The 14,064-nt window shown below is 58.7% G+C and carries 13 protein-coding genes; 11 read left to right on the forward strand and 2 right to left on the reverse strand.

Annotation, left to right across the window (positions count from 1 at the left end; genetic code table 11):
* Nucleotides 1–21 precede the first annotated feature (21 nt).
* The 3 genes from uppS (at nt 22) to BN1936_RS01290 (ending at nt 3,017) form a co-directional block, all read left to right on the forward strand.
* Entirely contained in the window at nt 22–759 is a 738-nt protein-coding gene (gene uppS / locus BN1936_RS01280; protein WP_022443012.1) for a polyprenyl diphosphate synthase, read from the forward strand.
* Between the two features lie 73 nt (nt 760–832).
* The gene (locus tag BN1936_RS01285) at nt 833–1,687 is read left to right on the forward strand and encodes a phosphatidate cytidylyltransferase (RefSeq protein ID WP_049686443.1); all 855 of its coding nucleotides are present in this window, start codon (nt 833–835) and stop codon (nt 1,685–1,687) included.
* A gap of 304 nt (nt 1,688–1,991) precedes the next feature.
* Nucleotides 1,992–3,017 (forward strand): branched-chain amino acid aminotransferase, encoded by a 1,026-nt coding sequence (locus BN1936_RS01290; protein WP_022443014.1) that lies wholly within the window; start codon nt 1,992–1,994, stop codon nt 3,015–3,017.
* Between the two features lie 120 nt (nt 3,018–3,137).
* Here the strand turns inward: BN1936_RS01290 and BN1936_RS01295 are convergent, their stop codons facing one another.
* Complete coding sequence (locus tag BN1936_RS01295; RefSeq protein WP_049686444.1) at nt 3,138–3,554, reverse strand: DUF805 domain-containing protein; 417 nt, start codon at nt 3,552–3,554, stop codon at nt 3,138–3,140.
* Nucleotides 3,555–3,557: 3 nt separating this feature from the next.
* Nucleotides 3,558–4,394, reverse strand: coding sequence for an SDR family NAD(P)-dependent oxidoreductase (locus BN1936_RS01300; RefSeq protein ID WP_022443015.1), 837 nt, complete (start codon nt 4,392–4,394; stop codon nt 3,558–3,560).
* Nucleotides 4,395–4,658: 264 nt separating this feature from the next.
* Between BN1936_RS01300 and BN1936_RS01305 the strand changes: the two genes are divergently transcribed.
* From BN1936_RS01305 to lpxA, 8 genes are all read left to right on the forward strand, one after another.
* Nucleotides 4,659–5,708, forward strand: coding sequence for an autotransporter domain-containing protein (locus BN1936_RS01305; RefSeq protein WP_082164418.1), 1,050 nt, complete (start codon nt 4,659–4,661; stop codon nt 5,706–5,708).
* A gap of 71 nt (nt 5,709–5,779) precedes the next feature.
* On the forward strand, nt 5,780–6,955 hold the full coding sequence (dxr, locus tag BN1936_RS01310; RefSeq protein WP_049686446.1) for a 1-deoxy-D-xylulose-5-phosphate reductoisomerase: 1,176 nt from the start codon (nt 5,780–5,782) through the stop codon (nt 6,953–6,955).
* 22 nt (nt 6,956–6,977) lie between these two features.
* The gene (gene rseP, locus BN1936_RS01315) at nt 6,978–8,351 is read left to right on the forward strand and encodes an RIP metalloprotease RseP (protein WP_049686447.1); all 1,374 of its coding nucleotides are present in this window, start codon (nt 6,978–6,980) and stop codon (nt 8,349–8,351) included.
* Nucleotides 8,352–8,449: 98 nt separating this feature from the next.
* Nucleotides 8,450–10,783: an outer membrane protein assembly factor BamA gene (gene bamA / locus BN1936_RS01320; protein WP_022443234.1), complete on the forward strand. Its 2,334-nt coding sequence runs from the start codon at nt 8,450–8,452 to the stop codon at nt 10,781–10,783.
* A gap of 84 nt (nt 10,784–10,867) precedes the next feature.
* The gene (locus BN1936_RS01325; protein ID WP_022443233.1) at nt 10,868–11,386 is read left to right on the forward strand and encodes an OmpH family outer membrane protein; all 519 of its coding nucleotides are present in this window, start codon (nt 10,868–10,870) and stop codon (nt 11,384–11,386) included.
* Between the two features lie 151 nt (nt 11,387–11,537).
* Complete coding sequence (gene lpxD / locus BN1936_RS01330; RefSeq protein WP_022443232.1) at nt 11,538–12,650, forward strand: UDP-3-O-(3-hydroxymyristoyl)glucosamine N-acyltransferase; 1,113 nt, start codon at nt 11,538–11,540, stop codon at nt 12,648–12,650.
* Between the two features lie 93 nt (nt 12,651–12,743).
* Entirely contained in the window at nt 12,744–13,193 is a 450-nt protein-coding gene (gene fabZ / locus BN1936_RS01335) for a 3-hydroxyacyl-ACP dehydratase FabZ (protein WP_232422047.1), read from the forward strand.
* Nucleotides 13,194–13,266: 73 nt separating this feature from the next.
* Entirely contained in the window at nt 13,267–14,055 is a 789-nt protein-coding gene (lpxA, locus tag BN1936_RS01340; protein ID WP_022443230.1) for an acyl-ACP--UDP-N-acetylglucosamine O-acyltransferase, read from the forward strand.
* The last annotated feature ends 9 nt before the right edge of the window (nt 14,056–14,064 follow it).

Raw genomic sequence — 14,064 nt, forward strand, 5'->3', positions numbered from 1 at the left:
GGCGGCATGACTGGAGAACTGATGGAGGAAGCTAAACCGGTGAAAACTCTCCCGAGGCACGTGGCCGTCATTATGGATGGAAACGGCAGATGGGCGAAGAACCGTCATATGCCGCGCGTGGAAGGTCACAGGAGAGGAGTTTCCGCGGTGGAGAGCTGTACCGAAGCCGCGAGACGCGCCGGCATCAAGGCGCTTACCCTTTTCGCTTTCAGCAGCGAGAACTGGAAACGCCCTGAGGAGGAAGTGAGCGCCCTCATGAGGCTCTTCGGCCTGATGCTCGTGAACCAGCGCGAGAAGCTCGTGAAGAACGACATCCGCCTGCACGTAGCGGGTGACGTTTCGGCTTTCTCTGATCCCCTGAGACAGGCAATTGAGGAAACCGAACGGGCGACAGAGCATTGCAGCGCAATGCAGCTCACCATCTGCGCGAATTACGGCGGTCGCTGGGATATCGTGCAGGCGGTGAGGTCAATCCTGAAGGAGGAGCCGCTCGCGGCTTCCCACCCGGCCATGATCGATGAGGAACTGATCAGCCGTTATCTCGCGCTTCCCTGGGCAGGAGACGTTGACCTCATGATCCGCACCGGAGGCGAATCCCGGATCTCCAACTTCCTGCTCTGGCAGGCGGCTTACGCCGAGCTTTACTTCACGCCGGTGCTCTGGCCTGATTTCAGGGAAGAGCATCTTCTTGAGGCGATCCGGTGGTTCACCGGCCGTGAACGGCGTTTCGGTCTCACGAGCGAACAGCTCAGGGGCTAGCTGGAAGGGGTTCCACTGCGGAGCCCTGGTAAAACCTTTTATTGGCGGGCCGCGAAAGCGGCCTGCATTTCATATGCTTAAGCAACGAGTCATTACTGCCATCATCCTGCTCATCGTTCTGGTGGGCTCCATCTACCTGTCGCCGCTCGCGTTCGCCGCAGTGATGACCTTTGCCGTGGCGGCGGCCATCTGGGAGTGGCTGAGGATGCTGGGAGTCAGAGCCGCGCTTCCGGTTGCTGCAGTAATGGGGATCGTGCTTTACGCCCTCTGGTGGGTGATGGGGTTCCGGCTCAGGCCTCAGGCGCTCCTCGCGCTTACGGCGGCTGATGCCGCGGTCTGGTTCCTGCTGACGGTCGGTCTCTTCCGCGACCGGAATACAGGTTTCCGTCTGCCTGTTGCGGCTCAGGGCGCTATGGCGGTACTGATGCTGCCGCTTGCCTGGTACTCGATTCTCTGGCTTTTTGAGATCGGCAGCTGGCAGATGGTGATTTCCGTGCTGGCAATCGTCTGGAGCGCGGATATCTGCGCGTATTTCTGCGGCCGCTTTTTCGGCGGGAAGATTTTCGGCGATACGAAGATGGCCCCCGCGATCTCACCGAAGAAAACCTGGGAAGGAGCGCTTGGCGCCTATATTCTCGGACTCTGCGTGCTGTTCGCGATTGGCATTGCGTGCGCCGGCCGGGCTGATGTTTTCCAGTCTGTCCTGATTACTGAGACCGGATTCCTCACCGCCGTTGTGGTGACGCTGCTGCTCACGCTTTTCTCGATGGCGGGGGATCTGCTTGAGTCAGCCGCGAAGCGTCAGGCGGGCATCAAGGATTCGAGTAACCTGCTTCCGGGCCACGGCGGCTGGTTTGACCGTCTGGACTCCTGCGTGCCGGTGATGCCGGCAGTCGTGCTGATCATTCTTCTGACGACGATCTCCTGATATCGGATCACAGAGTCCGGTCTGCAGAGCCTCTGACAAGCCTTTCCCTTGCGGGAAAGGCTTTTTTATACACACTTTCCCGTGATCCCTGACCCTAGTTATTCGTGCCGGGTGTACGATTAAATGAATTAGCCAGCGTGAGGACCTTGCGCCCTAAGCCCCTTCTGGCGCAGCCATTTGAAATAACGGCCGCCTGAATCCCTTCGGCCACAAGCTGAACCGGGTTCTGAGCAGAAAGGTTTGGGAAACCGGTCAGTGACCGCAGAATTTTTTCAGCAAGAAAGTTTTTGAAGGTTATAAGCAAATGGAAAAGAAAAATCTTGATTGGGCCAACCTCGGGTTCGCTTATCGTCCGATCGATTATCGCTGGCAGACCCGCTGGCATGACGGCGCCTGGGAAGAGGGCGGTCTGACCACGGATCCTGATATCACGCTCTCAGAGGCAGCCTGCGTTTTCCACTATTCCCAGTCCTGCTTCGAGGGTCTGAAGGCGTATACGACGAAAGACGGTCACATTGTGACTTTCCGTCCGGACCAGAACGCGGAACGCATGCAGAATACCTGCCGCCGCCTCGAAATGCCGCCGCTCCCGAAGGAAACCTTCCTGAAGGCGCTTGATGAAACGGTCAAGGCGAATGCCGCCTGGGTTCCGCCTTTCGGCACCGGAGCTTCCCTCTACATCCGTCCGGTGATGATCGGTTCGGGCCCCCAGATCGGTGTCGCTCCCGCGCACGAATTCCTTTTCCGTCTGTTTGCGATGCCGGTTGGCTCCTATTTCCAGGGCGGTGTGAAACCGATCCGCATTCAGGTTGCTCATTATGACCGCGCGGCTCCCCGCGGCACCGGTCACATTAAGGCCGGCCTTAACTACGCGATGAGCCTCTATCCCACGATGGAAGCTCACCGCGCGGGCTACGCCGAAAATATTTACCTCGATCCGTCCACCCACACCTACGTTGAGGAAACGGGCGGCGCGAATGTGCTCTTTGTCGATAAGGACAATAACCTGATTGTTCCGAAGAGCAACTCGATTCTCCCGTCTGTCACCCGCCGCTCTCTCGTCTACGTCGGCGAGCACTACCTCGGCCTCAAGGTGATTGAGCGCCAGGTGAAGTTCTCTGAAGTGAAGGACATGAAGGAATGCGCCCTCTGCGGCACGGCTGCTGTGCTCGCACCGGTTGGCATGATCCACTCTGAGGACGGTGATATTTACTTCCCGTCCGGCATGGATAAGATCGGCGAAATCTCCGGCAAGATCCGTGAGACGCTGCTGAAGATCCAGTCCTGCGAGATTGAAGCGCCGGAAGGCTGGATCCGCCGCATTCTCTGATTTCCGTTTCCAGGGCAACTCTCAGGCGTTTTTTCTGTCTGGGAGTCCGCTGCAGGAACCGGAGTCAAAAAAAGCTGCAGAATTTTTCTGCAGCTTTTTTTATTCTCCGGGGAAAGGGAGTCAGGGGACCGGGCCGAACCGGTTTTCGGTCCTGGATCCCGGCAAAAGCGAGGCGAGGAACAGGATTCCAAACGCAGCGGGCGTCAGAAACTTTGCCCAGGAAAAGGCCGGGTAGGAACCCGCTGTCCCCGCCAGAATGGCGACGATAAAAGCCGCCGCCACCCACTTGCCGGATAATCCGATGTCATGCAGACGCCGGGTGAGAGCCGCGGCGAAGGGGCTCAGAATGACCAGCGAAAAGCCTCCGAGAATGGAGGTCTGTATCGCGGGAATGAAGATCCCGATCACGATCAGCGCGCAGTTGATCAGAAAGAGCGCGAGGATGAACCACCAGAATTCAGCGCGCCCCGTGCGGCCGCCGAACTGGGAATATTTCTCGTAAGCGCAGCTGCGCACGGATTCACGAAAGCCGGGCATCGGTTACTTCCCTTCGGGCTTATCTTCGGAAGCCTTGGAGGCTTCAGGCGTTTTCGGCGTTTCAGCTTTCTTGCCAGCCTCAGGCTTATAGAACGGCACGAAACCCACCGGGAGATTCTCCCAGGCGATCTTCGGGAGGCAGACCCAGGCGGCGCAGAGCAGCTGATACTTCCAGTCGATCCAGGCTACGGTCTTCTTCTTCAGAATGGCTTTCACAATATGGTCTGCGGCGTAGGGAAGAGGAAGCGTCATCGGGTACTTCTTCCCTTCGAGCAGCGGCGTATCCACAAACCCCGGGCGGATGTCCGTGATCCGGATATCCCAACCCTTTGCGTTCACCATCTGACGGAGCGCCTCGAGATAGTGAGCCTGAAGCGCTTTTGTCGCGGAGTACGCGGGAGAGGCGCCCAGACCGCGGGTCGCGGCAACGGAGCTGATTGCAGCGATCTGTCCGCCCGTTCCCTGACTGCGGAGCAGCGTCACAACGGCATCGATGCAGCGGACAAAGCCGGAGGCATTCGTGTCCACGGTGCTCATTTCGATCTTCGGATCGAGTTCAACATTTTCGTGTCCGATTCCGGCCGCGTGAATATAGAGGTCAACACCGCCGATTTCAGACGCGAGGTGAGAAATCTTAAGCGGCGCGTCTTCACGCCGGACATCGATTTCACTCCAGATCACCCGGACGTTATGTTCAGAGGAGATTTTCGAAGCAATTGCCTGGAGCCGGTCAGCGCGGCGGCCTGCAATGGCCAGATCGCACCCGAGGGCGGCAAATCGGACGGCGAGCGCTTCTCCAATCCCAGATGTCGCTCCCATGATGATGACGTTCTTTGCCATAGCGCTGTGATCCTTAGGTTGGATAATTTCTCGGGGGTACCCCCCATTAACGGTTTCTATTATCCTATCTTTTAGCTTTATTGCGAATAAAAAAGGGGCTCCTGCTCTATGTCGCCAGAGGGAAGAAGAGTAGAAAGTGATGAAAATATCGGCGCTTGCGTCCGGTATATGCTCACTTTTTTCTTTTTGTTCCTTTTTGTTGCCGCAGGCCCGGTTTCCGGGGCTCCGCATTATTCCCGTGATCCGTTATATCAGCTGCTGAAAGTGGCGTCGGCAGGAAAGTCGGTTCGTAACCCAAAATCACTCCCGCATCAGACAGCAAAGCAGAAGTCCGCCCGTAAGTCTCCGATCACGTCAGTTAAAAGCGTGAAGCCATCAGATACCGGAAAAAAGTTTCGCCTGAAGGCTGCGAATAAGCCCTCCCCGATCCTGACGCCGCTGCAGCTTGAGACTTTGATCGCGGCGGTTACCGCGGAACCGACCGGTTTTTACGGAGTAAGGCTCTCAGACCTAGAGAGCGGAGGCTTGGATCCTCAGGGGATCAATCTCCTCGCTGTCCCGGTGTCTGCCGGTTCAGAAGCCGAGGATGAAAACGGCGATAACGCTGAGAGCGCGGATGACTCGGTGCTGCCGCCGCTTAAGGAAGCCGATCACTCGCTCACCCGCAAGGAAGACGGCGCAATCCGTCTCGTTGACGCAGGCCCTCTTGATCTCGTTGGCTTCTACGGATACGGCGGGGTGATGAAGGGGAAGGGGTATCAATTCACGGGAACCGGCTTCGCGGGGGCAGAAGGCACTTCCCGCGTGATTCCGGTGGCGCTGACGCTCGCCGGCATTACGCCGGATCCGACACAGAACATCTATTCCGCTGAGATGCGGGCCGAGCTGCCGATTCAGGTGGGTACCGGCGTTCAGGTTGTGCCGTTCGCGGGGTACCGGGCAGTGAGAACCGATACCTCAGCGATGGGGCTCGTGTCGGAGCTTGGAGGATCGGCCGCTGTCACAACGGAAATGCGGAGTCTGCAGCAGGTCCCGGTCGGCATCGGCATGCGGCTGCTTCATGAGCCGGACAGCAAAACCGCGGTTCAGGTGAATACGTCGATCGGCGCTGTGGCGAGCATGGGCGACACCGGCACGGTGGAAGAGGACGGATCGATCCGCGCCAAAGGCGGGCGGACGGTCTCCGGCATCGGTTCAGTCGGCCTGCAGCTGAGGCGTAAGCTCTGGAATTTCGGCGTCGGCGCGGATATCGGCGTGACTGAAGGCGGAAAGTCTGAAACCGGGCTTTCCGTCAATGTGAAGCGGTCCTTCTGAAGAGAGGGTGCTCCGCTTCGAAACTCCCCTTTCAGGAAAGATCGTCCCGTCCCGGTTAGAATCCATCCACTATGGCAAAAAAGATCAATATTCTCGGTGCGACCGGTTCCATCGGCCGCTCAGCTCTTGACGTTGTTTCCCGTCACCCCGGCGAATGGCGGGTCGGTGTTCTCGCTGCCGGAAGCCGCGCGGAGGAACTCGCTGCGGCGTGTGAGGCGTGCGGCGCTGAAGCCGCGGTGCTCGCAGATGAGTCGAAGCTCCCGGAGCTTCAGGCGGCGCTGAAGGCGCGCGGCCTTTCCACTCGGGCAGCTGCGGGGGAAGCCGCCTGCTGCGCCGCGGCGTCTGACCCTGAGGCCGATGCGGTGCTGCTCGCCGCAAGCGGCGCGGCGGGACTTCCGCAGGCTTTTGCCGCGGCGAAGGCCGGTAAGCGCATGCTGCTTGCCAATAAGGAAAGCGTTGTCTGCGGCGGCGCACTGCTTCAGCAGGCGATCCGGGAGGGCGGCGCAGAACTGCTTCCGGTGGATTCGGAACACTCGGCGATTTTCCAGTCGCTTGCTGCCGCGACTCCTGCTCAGCGTGAAAAAGTGGTGATCTGGCTCACCTGCTCGGGCGGCCCGTTCCTTCGCAGAATGGACCTCACGGGGGTTACCGTCGAAGAAGCGAGTACGCATCCAAGGTGGAAGATGGGCCGGAAGATTACGGTTGACTCCGCCACGCTGATGAATAAGGCGCTTGAAGTGATTGAAGCGCGCTGGCTCTTTGACATCCCGCCTGAGAGGATCCGTGTTGTGATCCACCCGCAGAGCATTCTGCATTCCGGCGTTGCCTTTGAGGACGGCGCAGTGATGGCGGAGCTCGGTGTTCCCGATATGAGGACTCCGATCGCGGTGACGATGGCCTGGCCTGAACGGACGGAGTCCGGTGCCGCGGCGCTGGACTTCACGAAGCTGAAGGAGCCGCTCACCTTTGAGGCTCCGGATCTGGAACGCTTCCCGCAGCTGAAGCTCGCCTGGGAAGCGCTTGAAGCCGGCGGCTCCGCGACGATCGTGCTGAACGCCGCGAATGAGGCTGCTGTGGCCGCGTTCCTTGACCGGAAAATCAGCTTCCTTGGAATCGGGCGGGCCTGCCGCGAAGCGCTTTCTGGACTGGTGCTTCCGGCTCCGAAGTCGCTTTCCGATATTTACGCCGCTGACCGCGAAGCCCGGAGCTATGTGGACAGTCTGATCCGCTCGGGCCGGATTTCCTGATCTCTCCCCGGAGACTTTTACTTTGACTTTTCTGATAACGCTTCTCGCGTTTGCGGCGACTCTCGAGCTCCTCGTCGTGATTCATGAGGGAGGGCATTTCCTTGCCGCCCGATTCTACGGCGTGCGGGTGATCCGTTTTTCGGTCGGCTTTGGTCCCATCCTTTGGAAGATCCGGGGGAAGAGCGGCACGGAATTCGCGCTTTCGCTCCTGCCGCTGGGCGGCTACGTGAAGATGCTTGACTCACGTGATCCGACAACCCCGGCGCTCACCGCGAAGGATAAGGCCGAGGACTTTGTGGGGAAGAAACTCTGGCAGCGGGCGCTGATTGTCTTCGCCGGTCCCTTCATGAATCTGCTCTTCGCGGTTCTGATTCTCTGGGGAATCGGGTTTGTCGGGACGTATGAGCTTTCGAGCCGTGTTGCCGCTCCTCCTCAGGGGACGCCTGCGGCCGCGGCCGGTGTTCAGGCCGGACAGTATGTGATCGGAGTCGGGGACGGTGATGTGAAGACGTTTGCTGATCTCCAGATGAAACTGCTCCGTGTCGCGGGCACCGAGTCAACGATCACCGTGCGGGACGCGGACGATAAAACCGGAGAGCACGCGGAGCGCTATCCGATCGACCTCCGGAGTGTCAATTTCAAGGGGGATCCCAATAAAACCAATCCGCTTGAACACGTCGGCCTGATCCCCTGGCAGGGAGACGGCGCTGTGCCGGTGGAAGAGGTTATCAAAGGGGCCGCTGCGGAGACCGCCGGTCTCAGAAAGGGGGACCAGATCGCGTCCGTGAACGGCAATCCGGTTACGGGTGCTGTGATGCTCGTGAAGACCCTCCGGTCCTCTGGCGGGGATGAAATGACGCTGGGCGTGAAGAGGGGGACCGAAACGGTTTCTCTCAGGATCCGCGTGCCTGAGGTGAAGGATCCGAAAACCGGGAAAAGCGTTGGGCAGATCGGTATCCGCGTCGGGGGCTTCCCCGATGTGGTCCGAGTGAGGCTCGGCCCCTGGGATTCACTCACTGCGGGGGTCGGAAAGCTCTGGGATATGTCCGTGCTGACACTTCGCGTGATGGGAAAGATGGTGGTTGGAGAAGCGTCTGTGAAGAACCTCTCAGGCCCGGTTGCGATTGCGGACTACGCAGGGCAGGCGGTGCAGGTGGGGCTGCTTCCTTTCCTTCTCTTCCTCTCGATGATGTCGATCAGCCTTGGAATTCTGAATCTCCTTCCGATTCCGGTTCTCGACGGCGGTTACCTCGCGATGTATCTCTATGAGCTCATCGTGGGGAGGAAGCCTTCCGAACAGGCAATCGGCATCGCACAGCGGGCAGGCCTCCTTCTGATTCTCTTTGTGACCCTGATTGCGCTGATGAACGACGTCACACGCCTTTTTGGTGGTTAGAATAGAGAAACTTTAGCTTTAGCTTCTAATGCCTCGAAATTTAGCCTTCTGTCGGCAATCCTTGCCGGGGGAAAGAAGTTTTGGGCGGATAAAGACCAATGACACTGAAGACTTTTACCTTTAAAACCGCAGTAGCGGCTGTCCTTGCGACACTGTCGCTCGCGGCGGCGGCTCAGCAGTTCACGATCAAGGACATTCGCATCGAGGGTATTGCGCGAACCGAGCCTGGCACGGTGTTCTCGCATCTGCCCTTCCGCGTGGGTGACGAATACACGCCTGAAAAGGGCGCGCTCGCTATCCGCGCGCTTTATCAGTCGGGACTCTTCCGCGATGTGAATCTCACTGAGAATGGCGATGTCGTCGTTGTGCATCTGATCGAACGCCCGGCCGTTGCGACGATTGAGACGAACGGTATCAAGGCGTTTGATAAGCAGGAAGTTGAGAAGTCGCTTCGCGCGGCCGGTCTCGCTGAAGGCCGCATCTTCAACTCCGCGACGCTTGACAAGGCAACGCAGGAACTGCGCCGTCAGTACCTCGCGAAGGGACACTACGGCGTTGAAGTGACGACGAACGTCTCGCCGCTCGAACGTAACCGCGTCCGTGTGACGATCAACGTTGATGAAGGCGCCGCTTCCTCCATTAAGGAAATTCATTTCACGGGTCTCAAGGCGGCCAAGGCTTCCGAACTCCGTGACGTGATGCAGCTGAGCACCCCGGGTTGGTTCACCTGGTACACGAAGCGTGACCAGTATTCGCGCGAGAAGCTTGCGGGCGACCTGGAAAGCATCCGCTCCTGGTACCTGAACCGCGGTTACCTCGACTATCGCCTCGACTCCGTTCAGGTGACGATCGCGCCGAACAAGGAAGACGTCTTTATTTCGATCAACATTCACGAAGGCCTCCCCTATAAGGTGAAAGCCGTGAAGGTTGAGGGCGAGCAGCTTGGCCTCAATGATCAGCTCGCTGAACTTACGAAACCTGTGAAGATCGGCGAAACCTATAACGCTGAATCGGTGAACCAGGTTTCAAGCGCCATCAAGGATAAGCTTTCGGTTCTCGGCTACGCGTTCGCGACTGCGAATCCAAATCCGGTGACAAACAGCGCCGATCACACCGTGGATGTGGTCTACACGGTTGACCCGGGCCGCCGCGCCTATGTGCGCAACGTCTTCGTGACGGGCAACACCCGTACGCGTGACGAAGTGGTGCGCCGCGAAGTCCGCCAGTATGAGGCGTCGTGGTTTGACTCCGATAAGGTGAAACTCTCGCGTGACCGTATTGACCGTCTCGGCTTCTTCGACGAAGTGACGGCGGAGCCGGTTCCGGTTCCCGGCACCCGTGACGAAGTGGATCTGAAGGTCCACGTGAAAGAGCGTCCGACCGGTTCTATTTCCCTCGGCGCCGGTTTCTCGTCCTCTGACGGCATCATCCTGTCCGCGGGTATTTCTCAGAACAACATTTTCGGTACCGGCAACTCGGCTTCTATCGAAGCGAGTAATTCCGATTCGACCCGTACCTACGCGCTCTCTCTCACGCAGCCGTACGTGACGCCTGAAGGCGTCTCCCGCACGATTGACGTGTACGACCGCCGCGTCGACCTCGATGACCTCGATGTCGCGAACGTGATGTATGAGACGCTCGGCGCCGCAGTGTCTTACGGTATCCCGGTGACTGAGCTTGACCGTATCTTCCTCGGCGCGAAGATCGAGCAGACCAAGGTGACGCTGCGCGGCACCCGCGGTTCCGGGGACGCTTCGCCTGAACGCTACTGGGATTACGTCGATAACTTCGGCAAGGATCCGAAGTCGATCGCTGCCACCTTCGGCTGGTCGCGCGACTCCCGAGACAACGCTCTCGCTCCGAACAAGGGCCGTTATCAGCGTGTGAGCGGCGAAGTGTCGCTCCCGGTGCTTGACCTTCGTTACTACAAGGTGAGCTACCAGCTGCAGCAGTACTGGCCGCTTTCGAAGAATGTGACTCTGGCCTTCAATACGGAACTCGGCTATGCCGGTTCTTACGGTGACAAGGAGTATCCGTTCTTCAAAAACTTCTACGCCGGCGGTATCGGTTCGGTCCGCGGCTATGAAACCTCGTCTCTCGGCCCGCGTGATACGAACGGCGACAACATGGGCGGTCAGAAGCTCTTCGACTTCTCCACAGAGCTCTATGTGCCGCTGCCGGGCGCTGACCGGACGCTCCGCGCCTTCGGCTTCTTCGACGGCGGCTGGGTCTGGGGTTCCGGCGGTTCGGGCTCCAACCAGGGTACCGATACGAGCAACGTGAGCCTCAGCGATCTGCGCTACTCAGTCGGTGTCGGTGTGGCATGGATTTCGCCTCTTGGACCTCTGAAGTTCTCGCTTGCCTTCCCGCTGAACAAGAAGAAGGGCGACGACGTCCAACGCTTCCAGTTCCAGATCGGTACGAGCTTCTGATCGAGGGGCAACAGGTTAGAATCTAGAGTGTTTCCGGTCGGGATAATGTATTCCGAAGGAATTTCATAGAAAGGTTTGTTTAAGATGAAAAAGAACGTTTTCACCAAGGCCATCCTCGCAGCGACGGCGGCTGTCGCCATCGCCTGCACCAGCCCTGCCTACGCAGCGCCGGATGCGGCTCCGAAGATCGGCGTCGTGAGCCTTGAACGCGTGCTTCATGATTCGGCCCCGGCCAAGGCTGCGACCGAGAAGCTGCAGAAGGAATTCGCCCGCCGCAAGGCTGACATCGATAAGCAGGCTGCAGATTTCAAAGCCCGTGCCGATGCCTTCCAGAAGAACGCTCCGGCGATGAGCCAGAACCAGCGTTTGAACGAGCAGCGGGATCTTGCTGAGGCTGAGCGTGCTCTGAACCGTGAACAGCGTGCCTTCCGTGAGGAACTCGGTCAGCGCCAGAATGAAGAGATCCAGATTGTGATCGCCCGCGCTAATCAGGTGATTCAGGATCTCGCCCGCCGCGAAAATTACGATCTGATCGTTCAGGACGCCGTGTATGTCAGCCCGCGTGTTGACATTACCGATAAGGTCCTGAAGGCCCTGAAGTAATCAGGATGCCTTCCGCCCGACGGATGACGGTGCCTTTCGAAAAGAAAAGCGCTCCGTTTGCATCGCCGGGTTTCTTAGAAGCCTGGTCCGGCAGTACCGGAACAGGCTTTTCTGTTGATAGCCTAGTTAGACACTGAAGGAAAGGAGCGTCATGGCCGATTCATCTTCATTTCTGGTTTCTGATCTGATCGCAAGCGTTACGGAACTCTCGGGCGGCAGGCTTCCTTCTCGCCCGATGCATGGTGCTGAGGCGATCCGCGTCGAAGGGTTCCGTCCGATTGAAGAGGCTGACAGCGCGCATATTGCTTTTGTGTCGAATCCGAAGGCTCTGAAAGAGGCTGCGGCGTCGGGTGCTGCGGTTCTGGTTGTGCCGGACGCCGCGGAAGAATCGCTTTCCAAGCTTGAGGATTTTGCCCGCCCTGTGGTCTTCACGCCCAACCCTTACGCCTGGTACGCCTGGGCGAGCCAGGCGATGGAAGGCGGGGCGTTCCCGGATCCTGAGTCCGGCATTGATCTCCGGGCTGTGATCGCGGCTGATGCGGAAATCGATCCCTCTGCCCGGGTGGATGCCGGCGCGGTGATCGGTTCCGGCGCGAAGATCGGGCCGTGTGTCTGGATCGGCGAAGGCGCCTATGTTGGCGCTAAGACTGAGATCGGCGAACACACGCATCTCTTCCCTCAGGCCAAAGTGGGTGACCACTGCCACGTGGGACGCCGTGTGATCATCAATATGGGTGCCACAATCGGCGGCGAAGGCTTCGGCTTCGCACCTTTCTCCGGGGAATGGATCAAGATCCCGCAGGTGGGCGGCGTTACGATCGGTGACGATGTTGAAATCGGTGCCAATTCCACGATTGACCGCGGCGCGCTGGATGACACAGTAGTCGGAAACGGCACGAAGATTGATGATCAGGTTCAGATCGGGCACAATTGCCGCATCGGTTCGCACTGCGTGATCTGCGGCTGCGTCGGCATTGCGGGTTCCACAACGGTTGGAGACCACTGCGTGCTGGGCGGCGCCGCCATGATCAACGGCCATATCACGATCCCGGCAGGCTCCATGGTGGGGCCGGCCACTCCGATCGTAAGCTGGGGGGATAAGCCCGAAGTCATGATCGGCATTTATCCCGCGCAGCCCCGGCGCGAATCCGAACGCACGGCGGTGCTTGTACGAAACCTCACCGACATGCGAAAGACCCTGAAGTCGCTTGAACGGGAAATTGCGGCCCTGAAAGCCGCCCGTTCCGGTTCAGACGAATCTTAAATCCACGCCGGCGTTTGTCGGCTTTTATGGAGAGGCGTCACCCGCAGAGAGGACCTTTTTCCCCCGGGCCGCCTGATAAAAATGACAAAAACGATGAAGATTTATGAGATCATGGAGCTCCTGCCCCATCGCTACCCGTTCCTCCTCGTGGACCGGGTGGAGTCGATCAATGATGATCTCACGGAGATTGTTGCCTATAAGAACGTGACGGCGAATGAGCCCCAGTTTACGGGCCACTTCCCCGGCGCTCCCGTGATGCCTGGCGTCCTCATTATTGAAGCGATGGCTCAGGCCTGCGGTATTCTTGCCACCTGCCGCCTCACTGAGGAACAGCGTAACGACAAGAATGCGATTTACTACTTCGCCGGCATCGACAAGGCCCGCTTCAAGCGTGTCGTGCTGCCGGGTGACAAGCTCGTCTTCAATGGCCGTTATCTGAAGGACCGCATGGGTATCGGCTGGTTTGACTGCACGGCAACGGTTGACGGAGAGCTCGTCTGCAAGGCGACTCTGATGTGCGCCCGCCGTACAATTCACGAATGATCTGAAAGACGGCCGGATTCCGCTGATTCCGCTTCAGGAATCCAGCCGAGGCAGTTTGATATAAGGGGTATCAATGACAAAAATTCATCCGATGTCAGTAGTGGATCCTTCCGCGGAACTTGCGGAAGATGTTGAAATCGGTCCGTTCTGCGTTGTTGGCCCGAAGGTGAAGATCGGTTCAGGAACCGTTCTGATCAGCCACGTCTCCGTGACGGGGCGGACCACTATCGGTGAACGCAACCAGATCTATCCGGGTGCCTGCATCGGATGCACGCCTCAGGATAAGAAGTATGCCGGCGAAGATACCGCGCTTGAGATCGGCGACGAGAACGTGATCCGCGAAAACTGCACGATGTCGATTGGCACCGCTCAGGATCAGGGGATCACCCGGGTTGGCTCCCGCGGCCTCTATATGGTGAATGTGCACGTGGCGCATGACTGCCAGGTTGGCAACGACGTGATTTTCGCGAATAACGTCGGTCTTGCCGGTCACGTTCATGTGAAGGATTTCGCCATTGTCGGCGGCCAGGCCGGTGTCCATCAGTTCGTGCATATCGGTGAGCATGCCATGGTGGGTGGCGGTTCAATCGTTGTGCGCGACGTGCCTCCCTTCGTCATCTGCTCGGGTTATCCGGCAGCTCCTCATGGACTCAATTCGATCGGTCTTCGCCGCCGCGGCTTTACCGCAGCGCAGTTCGCCGTGCTGAAGCAGTGCTACCACGTGGTGTACCGCGAAAATCTCACGGTAGCTGAGGCAAGTGACCGGATGAAAGAGCTTGAAAAGGCAAATCCTGCCGATGAGGCTCTGATCGAACTGTTCCGTCAGGCTGTTTCAGAAAGTCCCCGGGGCATCATCCGCTAAGAGCAGCAG

The organism is Dakarella massiliensis (assembly GCF_001182045.1).
Lineage (GTDB): Bacteria > Pseudomonadota > Gammaproteobacteria > Burkholderiales > Burkholderiaceae_F > Mesosutterella > Mesosutterella massiliensis.

Coding starts and splice junctions, on each gene's coding strand:
- uppS (WP_022443012.1), top strand. CDS start 22: ATGGAGGAAGCTAAACCGGTGAAAACTCTCCCGAGGCACGTGGCCGTC.
- lpxD (WP_022443232.1), top strand. CDS start 11,538: ATGGCCGATTCATCTTCATTTCTGGTTTCTGATCTGATCGCAAGCGTT.
- dxr (WP_049686446.1), top strand. CDS start 5,780: ATGGCAAAAAAGATCAATATTCTCGGTGCGACCGGTTCCATCGGCCGC.
- lpxA (WP_022443230.1), top strand. CDS start 13,267: ATGACAAAAATTCATCCGATGTCAGTAGTGGATCCTTCCGCGGAACTT.
- BN1936_RS01295 (WP_049686444.1), bottom strand. CDS start 3,554: ATGCCCGGCTTTCGTGAATCCGTGCGCAGCTGCGCTTACGAGAAATAT.
- BN1936_RS01285 (WP_049686443.1), top strand. CDS start 833: ATGCTTAAGCAACGAGTCATTACTGCCATCATCCTGCTCATCGTTCTG.
- BN1936_RS01325 (WP_022443233.1), top strand. CDS start 10,868: ATGAAAAAGAACGTTTTCACCAAGGCCATCCTCGCAGCGACGGCGGCT.
- BN1936_RS01300 (WP_022443015.1), bottom strand. CDS start 4,394: ATGGCAAAGAACGTCATCATCATGGGAGCGACATCTGGGATTGGAGAA.
- BN1936_RS01290 (WP_022443014.1), top strand. CDS start 1,992: ATGGAAAAGAAAAATCTTGATTGGGCCAACCTCGGGTTCGCTTATCGT.
- bamA (WP_022443234.1), top strand. CDS start 8,450: ATGACACTGAAGACTTTTACCTTTAAAACCGCAGTAGCGGCTGTCCTT.
- fabZ (WP_232422047.1), top strand. CDS start 12,744: ATGAAGATTTATGAGATCATGGAGCTCCTGCCCCATCGCTACCCGTTC.